Genomic DNA, 15848 nt, shown 5'->3' with positions numbered 1-15848 from the left:
CTGAGCGAACGGGTTCAGAATTGAATTAGCCAGAACGAACTAGCCAAATCGAATCAGTAAGCGGAGTTTCAAATGGGAAAGATAATCGGTATAGATCTGGGTACAACCAACTCATGTGTGGCTGTGCTCGAAGGTGGTAAGGCTCGCGTCATCGAAAACTCCGAAGGCGCGAGAACGACACCATCCATCGTAGCTTTCACGCAGGACGGCGAGACCCTGGTCGGTCAGTCAGCCAAGCGTCAGGCCGTCACCAACCCTGAAAACACACTGTATGCCATCAAGCGTCTGATCGGTCGTCGCTTTGAAGACGACGTCGTTCAGAAAGACATCAAGATGGTGCCATACAAGATATCCAAGGCCGATAATGGTGATGCCTGGGTAGAAGTCAAAGGCAAGAAAATGGCGCCACCACAGGTGTCTGCCGAAGTATTGAAGAAAATGAAGAAGACGGCCGAGGACTTTCTTGGCGAGGCAGTGACTGAAGCGGTTATTACGGTTCCGGCCTACTTCAACGATTCCCAGCGTCAGGCCACCAAGGACGCAGGCAAGATTGCCGGTCTGGACGTCAAGCGTATCATCAACGAGCCGACGGCTGCGGCACTGGCCTACGGAATGGACAAGAAGGGTGGCGACAAGAAGATCGCGGTTTACGATCTTGGCGGCGGTACCTTCGATATTTCGATCATCGAAATAGCTGATGTTGATGGCGAAATGCAGTTTGAAGTACTCGCAACCAACGGCGACACCTTCCTCGGCGGCGAAGATTTCGACATGCGAATCATCGACTTCCTGGCCGACGAGTTCAAGAAGGACAGTGGTATCGACCTTCGCGGTGACCCACTCGCCATGCAGCGCCTGAAAGAAGCTGGTGAGAAGGCCAAGATTGAACTATCCAGCAGCCAGCAGACAGACGTGAATCTGCCCTATGTCACTGCTGATGCCAGCGGCCCCAAGCACTTGAACGTCAAGATGTCACGTTCGAAGCTCGAAGGCCTGGTTGAGCAGCTGGTCGAGCGCAGCCTTGCGCCTTGTAAGCAGGCGCTTGAAGATGCCGGCTATACTGCAGATGAAATTGACGAGGTTATTCTTGTCGGTGGTCAGACCCGCATGCCAATGGTACAGGCCAAGGTAACTGAATTCTTTGGCAAAGAGCCGAAGAAAGATGTCAACCCGGATGAAGCCGTTGCACTGGGTGCCGCTATCCAGGGTGCCGTTCTGGCGGGAGACGTTAAGGACGTGCTGCTGCTCGACGTGTCACCGCTGACGCTGAGCATTGAAACGATGGGTGGTGTGTCTACGCCAATCATCGAGAAGAACACTACGATTCCTACCAAGAAGTCGCAGGTGTTCAGTACAGCAGAAGACAACCAGTCTGCTGTAACGATTCACGTCCTGCAGGGTGAGCGCAAGCGCGCTCAGGATAACAAGAGCCTCGGTCGATTCGATCTGGCTGGAATCCCGCCCGCCCCACGTGGCGCCCCGCAGATCGAAGTGACCTTCGACATCGATGCCAACGGTATCCTGCATGTTGGCGCGAAAGACAAGGCGACCGGCAAGGAGCAGTCGATCATCATCAAGGCATCTTCAGGCCTGTCGGATGAAGAGATCGACAAGATGGTCAGCGATGCCGAAGCGCATGCTGCCGACGACAAGCGTTTCGAGGAGCTGGCAACAGCACGTAATCAGGCCGATGGCATGATTCACGCGACTCAGAAGACGCTGGCCGAAGCTGGTGACAAGGTGAGCGCTGAGGAAAAGGCGAACATCGAGTCGGCCATCAATGCCCTGCAGGACGCGCTGAAGAGTGACGACAAGGAGCAGATCGACAGTGCTACTCAGAAGTTGAGTGAAGCCTCCTCGAACATGGCGCAAAAGATGTATGCCGAACAAGCTGGTGAAGGTGCTGGTCAGGCTGAGCCGGAAGCTGGCGCCAAGTCAGGCTCGGACAAGAAGCCTGAAGACGAAGTCGTCGATGCCGAGTTCGAAGAGGTCAAAGACGAAAAGCGTTGATCATCTGATTAACGCATGAGCATGCGGCAAGTCGGGTGTGACCATCAGCCCGATCTGTCGCAAGTTCACTCTTTGCCCAAGCAGTAGGCCAGGTGTCTGCTGCTTTTGCATTTCTGAAGCTGCCACGATTCGCGCGATGCGATACGGGTAGTGAATTGGAAAGATCAACAAGTTGCTGGTGTACCTATAATGGCCAACCGTGATTACTACGAAGTGCTCGGCGTGGAAAAGAGCGCTGATGCTAAAGAGATCAAGAAAGCCTATCGACGTCTAGCCATGAAGTTCCATCCGGATCGAAATCCGGGGGACGCCAAGGCTGAAGAGCAGTTCAAGGAAGCGACCGAAGCCTATGATGTTCTGGCAGACGATCAGAAGCGCTCGGCTTACGATCAGTTTGGGCACGCTGGGGTGAGTGGTCAGGGCGGGGGTTACGGCGGACAAGGCGCTAACTTCAGCGATATTTTCGGTGATGTCTTCGGCGACATCTTCGGTGGTGCCGGCGGCGGCGGAGCCCGGAGCCGGGCCAACCGTGGTTCGGACCTTCGATATACCCTTGATCTGGATCTGGAAGATGCTGTCCGTGGTAAAACGGTCAAGATCAAGATTCCGAGCCAGAAGGAGTGCGGGGAGTGCGACGGTAGCGGAGCGGAAAAAGGCAGTAAGGTCGAAGAATGTGAGACCTGTCATGGCGCTGGCCAGGTGCGTATGCAGCAGGGCTTTTTCTCCATACAGCAGACCTGCCCACGCTGTCGTGGAAAAGGCAAGATGGTCAAGAATCCATGTCGTCGCTGTCATGGCAGTGGCATCGTGGAAGAAGACAAGACCTTGTCAGTGAAAGTGCCGCCTGGCGTTGATACAGGCGACCGGATTCGTTTGGCAGGCGAAGGTGAAATGGGGGCGAACGGCGGTACGCCGGGCGATCTCTATGTACAGATCGCCGTGAAGGAGCACCCACTCTTTGCCAGAGATGGTCAGAACCTGTATTGCGAAGTGCCAATCTCCTTTGCTGATGCCGCTTTGGGTGGTGAACTTGAAGTGCCCACGCTCGATGGTCGTGTGAAGCTGAAGATCCCACCTGAAACCCAGACCGGGCGTTTGTTCCGTCTTAGGGGCAAGGGTGTGGCGCCGGTACGTGGCGGTGCAGCCGGTGATCTACTGTGTCGGGTTGTGCTCGAAACGCCGGTCAATCTCTCGAAGAAGCAAAAAGAGCTCATGAAAGAATTCCAGTCTTCCATGGAAGCTGGTGGCAAACAGGCGCCAAAGCGTGAAAGCTGGTTTCAGGGCGTCAAAAGCTTCTTCGATAGCACGAAGTTTTCCTGATGACGACGTCAGCATCCATGACTGGAATAGCCATACTTGGCGTCGCAGGACGAATGGGTCGGGCGCTTGTCGAGGCCGTTCAGGATAGTCCTGATGCTGAGCTTGCTGGGGCTACGGTTCGCGAAGGCAGCCAGTTCCTCCAGGCCGATGTTGGTGCCATAGCTGGCGTAGGCTCCACGGGTATCAAAGCCGCTACGACGCTCGATGCTGGCTGCGATGTCATCATTGACTTCACGTCGGTGGAGGCCCTGGAAGCGAATCTCGAACTGGCTACTCGCCTGGCTCGCCCTATCGTCATCGGCACTACTGGTCTGTCCGAAGCGCAGAAATCCCTGCTTAGCGATACAGCACGCGAGATTCCCATCGTGTTTGCGCCGAACATGAGTGTTGGCGTGAACGTTCTGATCGATATCGTGGGCCGGGTGGCAAGCCTGCTTGGCGATACCTATGATGTTGAGATCATCGAGACTCATCACCGTTTCAAGAAGGATGCGCCCTCTGGTACCGCCCTCAGACTTGGCGAAGCTGCGGCTGACGCACTAGGCCGCTCGCTGTCTGAATGCGCGGTGTATGGACGAGAAGGGCATACAGGCGAGCGAACTGCTCGGGAAATCGGCTTCGAAACGATTCGTGGCGGTGACGTGGTTGGTGATCATACCGTGTTGTTTGCTGGTCTCGGAGAACGAGTAGAGTTAACGCACAAGGCCAGTAGCCGGCTGACATTTGCAACAGGTGCGGTTAAGGCTGCTGTCTGGTTGGCGGGCAAACCGCCGGGCCTCTACGACATGCGTGATGTTCTGGGTCTCTCTGCCGACCAGAATAAGTAGTTTTGGCGAAGCATGGCGTAGACGTGGGCGCCCTCGAATAGTACCATAAGAGAGTTTGAACGAACTGTTTTCGAAGCGGGCCAGAGCTCTTCTCTGTCTCGCTTTTTTGCAAATGGGCGATGCGTCAGCAGAGTGTCCCATTTGTAGTCACACGCGCCCTTGGGCTACGAAATTAAAGAGCCACAGACGAAAGTCTACAAACGAAAGTTGTTTCAGCCGCCTATGAATTCAAAACTCGCGTCCGGTCGTCCGTCTGCAGTGCCGGCTATACTGGCACTCGAAGACGGAAGTGTGTTTCACGGTGTTTCGCTCGGTGTAGCCGGGCAGACGACAGGGGAAGTTGTCTTCAACACATCCATGACTGGCTATCAGGAGATCATGACCGATCCCTCGTATGCTCGCCAGCTGGTCACTTTTACCTATCCGCATATCGGCAACACCGGTATCAATGAAGACGATGTCGAATCCCGACGGATCTGGGTCGATGGCATCATCATTCGGGATGAACCCCTGCTTGCAAGCAACTGGCGTAATAAAAAGTCGCTGCAGAGCTATCTTGCCGAACAGAATCTTGTCGCTATTGCTGGTGTCGATACTCGGCGCCTTACGCGGGTCCTTCGAGACAAGGGCGCTCTGCGGGGCTGCATCGTGGCCGGTGACAATATCGACGAGGCGGCTGCTCTGGAGGCTGCGCGTGGCGTAGAGGGTCTGGCCGGGCGAGACCTCGCTGCTACCGTCAGTCGGACCGAGCAGTGTGAGTGGTCGGAAGGTCTCTGGACGCTCGATGGACCCCAGCAGATTTCTGCAGAGGGCCGCTATCACGTCGTCGCCTATGATTACGGCGTCAAACACAATATCCTTCGCCTGATGGCAGAGCGCGGATGCAAAGTTACGCTTGTGCCTGCAAAGACGCCCTTCGAAAAGGCCATGTCACTCCAGCCGGACGGTATTTTTCTTGCCAACGGCCCTGGTGATCCGGAGCCATGTGATTACGCGATCGAAGTGGCAAAACAGGCTATGGCCGCCAGCGTTCCGCTCTTCGGCATCTGTCTGGGGCATCAGATACTGGCTTTGGCCAGTGGGGCCAAGACCTTCAAGATGAAATTCGGCCATCATGGTGCAAACCATCCTGTACAGGACCTCGCTACCGGTCAAGTGCAAATCACCAGTCAGAACCACGGTTTCTCGGTCGACGAGGCTTCTTTGCCAGCGAATCTGGTGCCAACGCACAAGAGCCTGTTCGATGGGTCGCTCCAAGGTGTGGCCAGGACGGATGTGCCCGCCTTCAGCTTCCAGGGTCACCCCGAAGCAAGCCCGGGGCCACACGACCTGATCTATCTGTTCGACCGCTTCAACGATCTGATGGAGTCGAAAGCTCCGCTGGTCAGAATTTAAATTCGAAGGACTTACTGTACATGCCAAAACGCACGGATATCCAAAGTGTTCTGATTCTCGGCGCCGGTCCTATCGTCATCGGGCAGGCCTGCGAATTCGATTACTCAGGAGCCCAGGCCTGTAAGGCGCTGAGAGAGGAGGGTTACCGGGTCATTCTGGTCAATTCCAATCCTGCCACGATCATGACCGATCCCGTCATGGCGGACGCGACCTATATCGAGCCTATCAACTGGCAGACAGTGGCGCAGATCATCGAGGACGAGCGTCCTGATGCGCTGCTCCCGACCATGGGCGGACAGACTGCGCTCAATTGCGCGCTGGATCTTGCCAAGCACGGCGTGCTGGACAAGTTCAATGTCGAGATGATCGGTGCGCGGAAAGAGGCCATCGACAAAGCGGAAGACCGTGAAAAGTTCGATAAGGCCATGAAAGCCATCGGACTCGACACACCGCGTTCTGCCATGGCGCATAGCATGGAAGAAGCCCTGCAGGTGCTCGACCAGATCGGCTTTCCGACCATTATCAGACCTTCCTTCACCATGGGCGGCTCAGGCGGAGGTATCGCCTATAATCGCGATGAATTCATCGAGATCTGTGAGCGTGGCCTGGATCTGTCGCCGACCAACGAGCTGCTCATCGACGAGTCGCTGATTGGCTGGAAAGAATATGAGATGGAAGTTGTTCGCGACAAGAATGACAACTGCATCATCATCTGTGCGATTGAAAACTTCGATGCCATGGGTGTGCATACTGGCGATTCCATTACAGTCGCGCCAGCGCAGACCCTGACGGATAAGGAATATCAGTTGATGCGAAACGCATCGATTGCCGTTCTGCGGGAAATCGGTGTTGAAACAGGCGGCTCCAACGTGCAGTTCGGCATCGATCCGGACACTGGTCGCATGGTGGTCATTGAAATGAACCCGCGGGTGTCGCGTTCTTCAGCACTTGCATCGAAGGCGACGGGCTTCCCGATTGCCAAGGTGGCCGCGAAGCTGGCTATCGGCTATACCCTCGACGAACTGGAAAACGACATTACAGGTGGTGCGACGCCAGCTTCCTTCGAGCCGACCATCGACTACGTGGTTACCAAGATTCCTCGCTTCACCTTCGAGAAATTCCCCCAGGCCAACAATACCCTGACTACCCAGATGAAGTCTGTCGGCGAAGTCATGGCGATTGGCCGGAACTTCCAGGAGTCCCTGCAGAAAGCGATGCGCGGGCTGGAAGTGGGTTCTGACGGTTTCGAGTCCAGAATTGATGCGCTGGATGAGCCACTTTCTGCAGATGCTGTGGAAGATTTTATCGTTCAGGCACTGAAGACACCGACGCCAGAGCGCCTGTGGTCAATTGCCGATGCGTTCCGGCACGGCTTCAGCATCGATCAGGTCCATACGCTCTGTCACGTTGATCCCTGGTTCCTCGCCTACATTGAAGACATTGTTTTTGAAGAGCAGGCGCTTGGCGCCCTCAAGCTTGAAGATCTTGATGAGCCGTTGGTTCGTCGACTGAAGCGGAAGGGCTTCTCTGATGCCCGTCTCGCAGCCGTGCTCTCTGTCGACGAGCCCTCACTGAGAAGTCATCGTAAGTCTCTGGGAGTGAACCCTGTCTACAAGCGTGTCGATACCTGCGCTGCCGAGTTTAATTCAGACACCGCTTACATGTACTCGACCTACGATGAAGAGTGCGAAGCCAACCCGACTTCCAACAAGAAGATCATGGTGCTTGGTGGGGGTCCAAACCGGATTGGTCAGGGTATCGAGTTCGACTATTGCTGTGTTCATGCGGCACTGGCGCTCAGAGAGCATGGCTACGAAACCATCATGGTCAACTGCAACCCTGAAACGGTTTCGACGGACTACGACACCTCCGACCGTCTCTACTTCGAGCCGGTCACGTTGGAAGATGTGTTGGCCATCTATGACGTTGAGAAGCCGCAGGGCGTTATCGTTCATTACGGTGGTCAGACACCGCTTAAACTGGCTCGCGGCCTGGAGGCTGCAGGCGTGCCAATTATCGGTACAACGCCAGACGCCATTGACCGGGCTGAGGATCGTGAACGTTTCCAGCAGATGATTCAGGATCTGGATCTGCTTCAGCCACCGAACGCCACAGCCCGCTCACTTGAAGCCGCCATTATAGCGGCTCGAGACATCGGCTATCCGCTGGTGGTGCGGCCGTCCTATGTGCTGGGTGGCCGGGCTATGGAGATCGTCTATGACGAAACAGACCTCAAGCGATATATGCGTACGGCCGTCAGCGTCTCCAATGAGTCGCCGGTATTGCTGGATCACTTCCTGAATGCCGCAATAGAAGTCGATATCGATGCCGTGTGCGATGGTACCAATGTCGTCATTGGCGGCGTCATGCAGCACGTTGAGCAGGCTGGTGTCCATTCGGGTGACTCCGCCTGCTCGCTGCCCCCGCACAGTCTGAGTCAGCAGGTTCAGGCGGATATGCGAGAGGTCGTTCGCAAGATGGCGGTCGAGCTGGGCGTGGTCGGCTTGATGAACTGTCAGCTCGCTTATCAGGACGAGCTGATCTATGTCATCGAGGTGAATCCGCGCGCCTCTCGAACCGTACCCTTTGTCTCCAAGGCAATAGGTCGGTCTCTCGCCAAGATCGGTGCCCTGTGTATGGCCGGTATCAGCTTGAAGGAACAGGGCTTTACGAAGGAAGTGATTCCTACACACTTCAATGTGAAAGAGTCGGTTTTCCCCTTCAACAAGTTTCCTGGCGTTGACCCAATACTCGGTCCGGAGATGAAGTCGACCGGCGAGGTCATGGGCATTGGGGAAACTTTCGATGAAGCCTTCGCAAAAGCTGCAGCTGCGGCAGGTGAGAAGTTCCCTACCGGTGGTACGGCCTTTATCAGCGTTCGCGACGCCGACAAGGATGGCGCGGTTGATCTGGCCCGCAACCTGAGTGACATTGGCTTTACGATCATGGCCACTTCCGGGACTGCCGCAAGACTCGAGCAGGAAGGAATCAGGGTCAAGAAGATCAACAAGGTTCGCGAAGGCCGACCGCATATCGTCGATGCTATCAAGAACAAAGAGGTGCAGCTGATCATCAATACGACTGAGGGTCGAGTTGCTGTAGCTGATAGCGCAGAAATACGTAAATCCGCTCTGGTCTCACGCATTACCTACACAACTACGTTGGCAGGTGGTGAGGCATTTTATCGAGCGATTCGAGCCGGCGTGGCGCACAAGACGCGAAGTCTGCAATCGATTCACGCGAGCAGCGCCGCCTAAACACATTTCAGGATGATGGTAAGTTATGAGCAGGATTCCAATGACCAAAGCGGGTGAACTCTCGCTTCGCGAAGAGCTGACTCACCTCAAGACAGAGTTACGGCCACAGATTATCAAGGCTATCGCCGACGCAAGGGAACATGGCGATCTCAAGGAAAACGCCGAATACCACGCTGCCCGCGAGCAGCAGAGTTTTGCAGAAGGTCGCATACAGGAAATCGAAAGCAAGCTGTCGAACGCTCAGGTGATCGATGTGACGACAATTCCTGAAACCGGAAAGGTTATCTTCGGCACGACGGTTACCATAGTGAATATCGAGACCGAAGCGACCTCAACCTACAGAATCGTGGGCGAGGACGAGGCCGACATCAAGAATGGTCGAATTTCCGTGTCGTCTCCAATTGCTCGGGCATTGATAGGCAAGGAGGTAGGCGACGTGGTGATGGTTCGCGTGCCCAGTGGTGACGTCGAATTCGAGATCGAGAAGGTCGAGCATCTGGAGTAGCGCTTGAGACCTCGGAGGCAGGCGCGACTAACGCTTGCCTGCCGAAGCTTGAAACCGGATCAGGTTGGATAGACCTGGCTTCGGCTCTCTGGAGCGTTTTAGCAATACCAGAACTTTACCAATGAGCTGAATCTGGGTGGCCTTGGTCGCAGCAATGATCGCTTCGACGATCTCTTTGCGCTCGTCCCGATCGTTGCTGGCAAGCTTGACCTTGATGAGTTCATGATCAGCCAGTGCGCGCTCAACTTCTCCAATGACCGTGTCAGTGAGTCCCTTTTCGCCAACGATAATCACCGGCTTGAGTTCGTGGGCGATAGCGCGGAGGCTTTTCTTGTCGATAGTCTTGAGCTTGGAGCTCTGGGCCGGGCGCGTTGAGGGAGTGTCGACTCGCTTGGGCGAACGCTTGCTATATTGATCTGTCATAAAGGTGTATCTGCTGGCAGGACTGCTTGAAAGGCGTCTGGTAAGAGCGCCTGCTGGTCGGGCATTATAGCCTCTTCAGCCCCTCTGGCGATACGCCGCGGACCAAGATGGCGGTCAATGACCTTGAGGTGCGCCGATGGTGAGTTCGATAAGGAAGCAATTCGTCAGCAGCTGCTATCATTACTGGACGGCGACCCGTCTGACCTTGTAATTTCGGTTATGACCCCACATATGATTGGGTACAGGATGCTGTCTGGATACAGCTCCTGGAACGACGGCGCTCCGTATATACTCAGTGTGAGGGTCGGTAAACCTGACGCCCCATGCTCGCGCTATCGGGAAAATTCATCTCATGGTCATCGGATTCAATGGTGGATAGGATGAACAGGCTCACTGATGACATTGCTGAATCGTAATCGGCTGCAATGTGCCGGCGCTGCTTTGAACAGGCCAAATGTGCCCGCGTGTGTTAGATTACAACATGATCTGAGTTATCAGCAGATCACACCCATTGAACTTATGAGGGTATCCCCTTGAACGACATGGCCAAGAACTTGCTGTTGTGGCTGATCATTGCAGCAGTCCTGCTTACGGTTTTCAATAATTTCAACGTGCCCGCCGGTAATCAAAAGGTTGATTATTCGGAATTTCTCCAGTTGGTGGAGTCTGGGCAGGTGAGCAAAGTCACCATCGATGGCATGACCATCGAAGGGCAGCGGCAGGATGGATCGCAGTTCACTTCCGTCAAGCCAGAGATTCTTGATCTCGGTTTGATAGACGATCTGCGCGAAGCCAATGTGGCCATCGAAGGGAGGGAGCCTGAGCGTCAGAGTATCTGGCAGCAGCTTCTAGTCGCATCATTCCCTATTCTCGTCATCATTGCCGTATTCATGTTCTTCATGAGGCAGATGCAGGGCGGTGGCGGCGGTCGCGGCCCAATGTCCTTCGGCAAGAGCAAGGCTCGCCTGATGGGCGAAGACCAGATCAAGACGACTTTCGCTGATGTCGCAGGTTGTGATGAGGCCAAGGAGGAGGTGAAGGAGATCGTTGATTTCCTTAAAGACCCATCTAAATTCCAGCGTCTGGGTGGTCGTATTCCACGTGGTATTCTCGCAGTAGGTCAGCCTGGTACAGGTAAGACGCTGCTCGCCAAGGCTATCGCTGGCGAAGCCAAAGTACCTTTCTTTACCATTTCAGGTTCGGATTTCGTTGAAATGTTTGTTGGTGTCGGCGCGTCACGAGTTCGTGACATGTTTGAACAGGCCAAGAAGCAGGCCCCGTGTATCATCTTCATTGATGAGATTGATGCGGTAGGTCGTCATCGTGGAGCCGGCCTCGGCGGTGGTCATGATGAGCGTGAGCAGACTCTGAACCAATTGCTGGTTGAAATGGATGGGTTCGAAGGTAACGAAGGCGTCATCGTGATTGCGGCGACTAACCGACCCGACGTGCTCGATCCAGCTCTGCTGCGCCCTGGCCGCTTTGATAGACAAGTCGTAGTTGGTTTGCCGGATATCCTTGGGCGTGAGCAAATTCTCAAGGTGCATATGCGAAAAGTGCCACTTGAAGACGACGTGGATCCCCTTGTCATTGCTCGTGGTACACCAGGCTTCTCAGGTGCTGACCTTGCCAACCTCGTCAACGAAGCTGCGCTATTTGCTGCGCGTGGCACCAAGCGTTCAGTAGGCATGGTTGAACTCGAGCTGGCCAAAGACAAGATCATGATGGGCGCTGAGCGCAAGTCCATGGTCATGAATGAAAAGGAAAAGCGTAACACTGCGTTTCACGAAGCTGGACACGCCATCGTTGGACGGCTGATGCCTGAGCACGATCCGGTGTATAAGGTCAGTATCATCCCTCGTGGCCGTGCTCTGGGTGTCACGATGTTTCTTCCTGAGGAAGATCGATATAGTCATAGTCGCCAGAGTCTTATCAGCAGGGTTTGCTCGCTGTTCGGCGGAAGGATTGCAGAAGAGCTGACACTTGGGTCGGAGGGCGTGACAACCGGCGCTTCAAACGATATAAAGCGGGCCACTGAAATTGCTCGTAATATGGTGACCAAGTGGGGTCTTTCTGACAAGCTTGGCCCACTAATGTATGACGATGACGAGGAAGAAGTCTTTCTCGGTCGTTCTGCCGGCAACTCGCCGAAAGTATATTCTCCAGAAACCGCTCAGCGTATCGATGATGAAGTCCGGAAGATCATTGATGACTGTTATGAGCACGCCCGGAAATTGCTGACAGAGAATATGGACAAGCTGAATCTTATGGCTGATACGCTGATGCGTTACGAAACCATAGATGTTGCTCAGATCGATGCGATCATGGCTGGCAAGGAGCCACCAGAGCCGAAAGGCTGGCATGGCAGCAAACCGCCCGGCGGAGACTCTGGCAGTGGTTCAGTAGGTTCGGCTACGGGTGATGCGCCGGATGCTGGCGGCTCCCAGCGCCCTGAAAGTGGCGGAAAGCCAACAATCGGCGGTACCGCAAGCAATCACTGAGGTCCCTCTTGCCTAATGAAAAAGCCCGGCTCTGTCCGGGCTTTTTTCACTTGAAGACTTCCATGACACAAATATCGTTCCTATCAAAGACTCATCCACCCGCCGTTATGGGGGTGTTGAACGTGACCCCGGACTCTTTTTCTGATGGTGGTCTCCATGCCACTACAGGCCTCGCCTTGCGTCGAGCATTGGCGATGGTGGACGAAGGCGCCTCGATTATCGATATCGGCGGCGAGTCCTCCCGGCCGGGAGCTGCTGCAGTTTCGGTCAGCGAGGAATTGGAGCGCGTCTGCCCGGTCATTGAAGCTTTGCGAAAAATTAGCGACGTGGCGGTCTCCGTCGATACCAGTACCCCAGAAGTCATGACGGAAGCTATACGGTTAGGGGCGTCGATGATCAACGACATTCGCGCGCTATCCAGGGAAGGCGCCCTTGAAGCTGCCAGTCGCTGTAATGTGCCGGTTTGTCTTATGCATATGCAGGGGACGCCGGAGACCATGCAGCAGAATCCTGCCTATACTGATGTCGTAGCCGAAATCGAGCAGTTTCTGAAGTCCAGAACGGATGCTGCGGTGCAGGCAGGTATTTCCAGAGAGAACATATCCTGGGATCCTGGCTTCGGTTTCGGCAAGACAATCGAACATAATTTGCAGCTTCTGCAAGCGCTCCCACGCTTTGTTGCGTCTGGCCAGCCTCTACTTGTCGGCGTGTCGCGTAAGAGTATGCTGGGGCAACTGACCGGTCAGCCTTTGGACGAGCGTCTGGCAGCTGGTCTGGCGGTCGCAACAATCGCGGCGCAAGCCGGAGTTGCAGTGATCCGGACGCACGATGTGCGCGAAACTATTGATGCCGTTAAAGTGGCAGCCGCCTTTGTGAGAGGACAGTTATGAGAAGGAAGTATTTTGGCACGGACGGGATTCGTGGCGAGGTTGGAAAGGGTGCAATCACACCGGAGTTCATGCTCCGACTGGGCTGGGCTGCCGGTCGTGTATTTCGCAAGGAGGGCAAGCGGAACAGAGTCCTCATAGGCAAGGATACGCGTATATCCGGCTACATGTTTGAGTCAGCTCTCGAAGCCGGTTTCGCCGCCGCAGGTATGGAGGTCGCCCTTCTCGGCCCCATGCCAACGCCAGCTGTAGCTTATCTCACCAGAACGTTCCGCGCCTCAGCAGGCGTTGTCATCAGCGCTTCGCATAATCCGTATCACGACAATGGCATCAAGTTTTTCTCCCCTGAAGGGGTCAAGTTGCCTGATTCGGTCGAGATGGAAATAGAATCCCTGCTTGATCACGACATTGAAGTTGTCGGCGGAGACCAGCTTGGTCGTGCGACCAGGATCGATGACGCCAAGGGGCGTTATATCGAATTCTGCAAAAGTACAGTCCCTTTCCAGATGAGCTTTGCAAACTTCCATATCGTGGTCGACTGTGCACAGGGTGCAGCCTATCAGGTGGCCCCAAAGGTCTTCCGCGAGCTTGGCGCCAAAGTGGACGCCATTGGCGTCGATCCTGACGGTCTCAATATCAACCGTGAAAGCGGCGCGACGAGTCCTGAGCGACTCGCCGCAAAAGTTCTGGAGCTCGGAGCCGATCTCGGCATTGCGCTTGATGGCGATGGCGATCGTGTCATTATGGTTGACCATAAGGGTGAGGTTGTCGATGGCGATGAGATCCTCTTCATGATTGCCCGATCACGCCAGACACAGTGCCGCCTGCGAGGTGGTGTGGTCGGCACGCTCATGACCAATTTCGGTGCTGAATTAGCCTTCAAGGAGCACGATATACCCTTCGTGCGTGCAAAGGTTGGTGATCGGTATGTCATGGAAGAGCTACGCAAGCGGGGCTGGTTGTTGGGCGGAGAGGGCTCCGGCCATATCGTTTGCCTCGAGAACACGACCACAGGTGACGGCATCATTTCGGGTCTACAGGTGCTAGCGGCGATGTTTGAAGCCGATCAGTCGCTTCACGAGCTCAAGCAGCATATGACCAAGGTGCCGCAGATTCTGATAAACGTGCGCATCAGTGAGCAGCGTGATCCGATGCAGATTCCCGCGGTCGAAAAGGCCTTCAGTGAAGCTGAGGCAAAGCTTGGGGGAGAGGGGCGAGTGTTGCTCAGGGCCTCTGGAACCGAGCCCCTGATACGGGTGATGGTAGAAGGCAGTGATGAAGCGCTGGTGCGGTCGCAAGCAGAAATGCTCGCAGACGTCGTCAGGACCTCAATGTAATTAAGGTTGCGCTTGTAACCTCTGCGTGCATTCTGTAGTATTCGCACCTCGCTGAATTGAGGCTGTTAATAGTCTCGCGAGCTGCCTATAAGAAGCGATTCAGGCAAATTTATCAGGTAATGTTGATGCGTCGACTGCTCATAGCAGGCAACTGGAAATCAAATTGTGGCCGAGTAGAAGCCTCGGATTTGATGGCAGCCGTAAATGAGGGTCTGCATCAGTTGAGGCCAGATGTAAGCGTGATGATATTTCCACCCTATACATCGTTGGCTGAAGCCCAGGTGTTGTGTTCTGAATTGCACTACGGTGCGCAGAATTGTTCGAGCTTCGAGGTCGGTGCGTATACCGGCGAAGTGGCTGCGGAAATGCTTGCATCGTACGGGTGCTCAGCTGTCATAGTAGGCCACTCAGAGCGCCGGCAGATACTGGCGGAGAACGAAGAGGCATTGGCAGCGAAGACGCGCCGTGCATTGGCTGCAGACATGGCCGTCGTATTTTGCGTTGGAGAAAGTTTGCAGGAGCGGGAGTCAGGTCAGGCTGAAGCAGTTTGCTGTGCACAGCTGGGAACACTGATGTCAGTGCTCGGCAATATGGATCTGGCAGAGCTCGTAGCAAAAGAACGAGTTATTGTAGCTTATGAGCCTGTCTGGGCTATAGGGACCGGAAAGACGGCGAGCGCCGAAGATGCGCAAGCCATGCACGCTACGCTGCGGTCAGAAATGTCCAGAACGCTGGGCGAGCAAGCAGGTAAAGTACAGATTTTATATGGGGGTAGCGTGAAGTCAGCGAATGCTGGTCAGCTCTTCCGCCAGGCCGACATCGATGGCGCCCTCATTGGAGGTGCATCATTGGATGCAGATGAATTCGTTGAAATCGTGCGCATTGCTGATGCGCTGGTAGAAGGATAGGAACTCAAGTGGATTCAATTGAAATCCTTGTTGTAGTCTCGCACGTTATCGTCGCCGTTGCGGTGATAGGTCTTGTGTTGTTGCAGCATGGCAAAGGTGCTGATGCAGGTGCTGCCTTTGGTGGTGGAGCTTCTCAAACCGTTTTCGGCTCGCAGGGCTCTAGTTCCTTTTTGAGCAAGATGACGGCTTGGCTTGCGCTTATATTTTTTCTGACGAGCTTCGCGCTTGCGTATCTGGCCAAACAGCGCAGCGTTACCGTTGAAATGAACCCATTGGGTCTGCCAACGATGATCGAAGATCAAAGTATCGATGCGGACGTTTCATCAGATGATGACTTGCCTGAGTTGCGAGTTGAAGAGCCTGTTGAACAGTCTGAATCGGCTCCAGCTATTGACTCCGATTCAGACATGCCTACAATTGATGCCGACATGGAGTCGGCAGATGAAGGCTCTGAGTCGAATTAAAGTGTTGTCGGGTT

At 54.8% G+C, this 15848-nt stretch carries 12 protein-coding genes; 11 read left to right on the top strand and 1 reads right to left on the bottom strand.

Annotation, left to right across the window (positions count from 1 at the left end; genetic code table 11):
- Positions 1-72 precede the first annotated feature (72 nt).
- From dnaK to greA, 6 genes are all read left to right on the top strand, one after another.
- A complete protein-coding gene (gene dnaK, locus ABD735_RS17310) occupies positions 73-2010 on the top strand; it encodes a molecular chaperone DnaK (protein ID WP_344808792.1) in 1938 nt (645 codons plus the stop codon).
- 189 nt (positions 2011-2199) lie between these two features.
- Positions 2200-3330, top strand: coding sequence for a molecular chaperone DnaJ (gene dnaJ, locus ABD735_RS17305; protein ID WP_344808790.1), 1131 nt, complete (start codon positions 2200-2202; stop codon positions 3328-3330).
- Between the two features lie 17 nt (positions 3331-3347).
- The gene (gene dapB, locus ABD735_RS17300) at positions 3348-4157 is read left to right on the top strand and encodes a 4-hydroxy-tetrahydrodipicolinate reductase (protein WP_344808998.1); all 810 of its coding nucleotides are present in this window, start codon (positions 3348-3350) and stop codon (positions 4155-4157) included.
- 222 nt (positions 4158-4379) lie between these two features.
- Positions 4380-5552, top strand: a complete 1173-nt coding sequence (gene carA, locus ABD735_RS17295; protein WP_344808787.1) for a glutamine-hydrolyzing carbamoyl-phosphate synthase small subunit — start codon at positions 4380-4382, stop codon at positions 5550-5552.
- A 20-nt stretch (positions 5553-5572) separates the two neighbouring features.
- Positions 5573-8809, top strand: a complete 3237-nt coding sequence (carB, locus tag ABD735_RS17290) for a carbamoyl-phosphate synthase large subunit (RefSeq protein ID WP_344808785.1) — start codon at positions 5573-5575, stop codon at positions 8807-8809.
- A 25-nt stretch (positions 8810-8834) separates the two neighbouring features.
- Complete coding sequence (gene greA / locus ABD735_RS17285) at positions 8835-9314, top strand: transcription elongation factor GreA (protein WP_344808783.1); 480 nt, start codon at positions 8835-8837, stop codon at positions 9312-9314.
- A gap of 27 nt (positions 9315-9341) precedes the next feature.
- Here the strand turns inward: greA and yhbY are convergent, their stop codons facing one another.
- Positions 9342-9737 (bottom strand): ribosome assembly RNA-binding protein YhbY, encoded by a 396-nt coding sequence (gene yhbY / locus ABD735_RS17280; RefSeq protein ID WP_425548626.1) that lies wholly within the window; start codon positions 9735-9737, stop codon positions 9342-9344.
- A 542-nt stretch (positions 9738-10279) separates the two neighbouring features.
- On the opposite strand from yhbY, the gene ftsH reads away from it, so the two are divergent.
- The 5 genes from ftsH (at position 10280) to secG (ending at position 15834) form a co-directional block, all read left to right on the top strand.
- Positions 10280-12238 carry an ATP-dependent zinc metalloprotease FtsH gene (gene ftsH, locus ABD735_RS17275; protein ID WP_344808781.1) on the top strand — a complete coding sequence of 653 codons (1959 nt, stop codon included), beginning with the start codon at positions 10280-10282 and terminating at the stop codon, positions 12236-12238.
- Between the two features lie 62 nt (positions 12239-12300).
- A complete protein-coding gene (folP, locus tag ABD735_RS17270; protein ID WP_344808779.1) occupies positions 12301-13128 on the top strand; it encodes a dihydropteroate synthase in 828 nt (275 codons plus the stop codon).
- Complete coding sequence (glmM, locus tag ABD735_RS17265; protein WP_344808777.1) at positions 13125-14462, top strand: phosphoglucosamine mutase; 1338 nt, start codon at positions 13125-13127, stop codon at positions 14460-14462. Before folP ends, glmM begins: the two co-directional genes overlap by 4 nt.
- Positions 14463-14587: 125 nt before the next feature.
- A complete protein-coding gene (tpiA, locus tag ABD735_RS17260) occupies positions 14588-15370 on the top strand; it encodes a triose-phosphate isomerase (RefSeq protein ID WP_344808775.1) in 783 nt (260 codons plus the stop codon).
- Positions 15371-15378: 8 nt separating this feature from the next.
- A complete protein-coding gene (secG, locus tag ABD735_RS17255; protein WP_425548625.1) occupies positions 15379-15834 on the top strand; it encodes a preprotein translocase subunit SecG in 456 nt (151 codons plus the stop codon).
- Positions 15835-15848: the final 14 nt, after the last annotated feature.

Origin of the sequence: Allohahella marinimesophila, assembly GCF_039538005.1 — a bacterium.
GTDB lineage: Bacteria > Pseudomonadota > Gammaproteobacteria > Pseudomonadales > Oleiphilaceae > Allohahella > Allohahella marinimesophila.
This window is presented reverse-complemented; position numbering and strand designations above follow the sequence as displayed.

Bases quoted from the DNA above. Each gene is read 5' to 3' on its own strand.
- dnaK (WP_344808792.1), top strand. From the start codon at position 73: ATGGGAAAGATAATCGGTATAGATCTGGGTACAACCAACTCATGTGTG.
- dnaJ (WP_344808790.1), top strand. From the start codon at position 2,200: ATGGCCAACCGTGATTACTACGAAGTGCTCGGCGTGGAAAAGAGCGCT.
- dapB (WP_344808998.1), top strand. From the start codon at position 3,348: ATGACTGGAATAGCCATACTTGGCGTCGCAGGACGAATGGGTCGGGCG.
- carA (WP_344808787.1), top strand. From the start codon at position 4,380: ATGAATTCAAAACTCGCGTCCGGTCGTCCGTCTGCAGTGCCGGCTATA.
- carB (WP_344808785.1), top strand. From the start codon at position 5,573: ATGCCAAAACGCACGGATATCCAAAGTGTTCTGATTCTCGGCGCCGGT.
- greA (WP_344808783.1), top strand. From the start codon at position 8,835: ATGAGCAGGATTCCAATGACCAAAGCGGGTGAACTCTCGCTTCGCGAA.
- yhbY (WP_425548626.1), bottom strand. From the start codon at position 9,737: ATGACAGATCAATATAGCAAGCGTTCGCCCAAGCGAGTCGACACTCCC.
- ftsH (WP_344808781.1), top strand. From the start codon at position 10,280: ATGGCCAAGAACTTGCTGTTGTGGCTGATCATTGCAGCAGTCCTGCTT.
- folP (WP_344808779.1), top strand. From the start codon at position 12,301: ATGACACAAATATCGTTCCTATCAAAGACTCATCCACCCGCCGTTATG.
- glmM (WP_344808777.1), top strand. From the start codon at position 13,125: ATGAGAAGGAAGTATTTTGGCACGGACGGGATTCGTGGCGAGGTTGGA.
- tpiA (WP_344808775.1), top strand. From the start codon at position 14,588: ATGCGTCGACTGCTCATAGCAGGCAACTGGAAATCAAATTGTGGCCGA.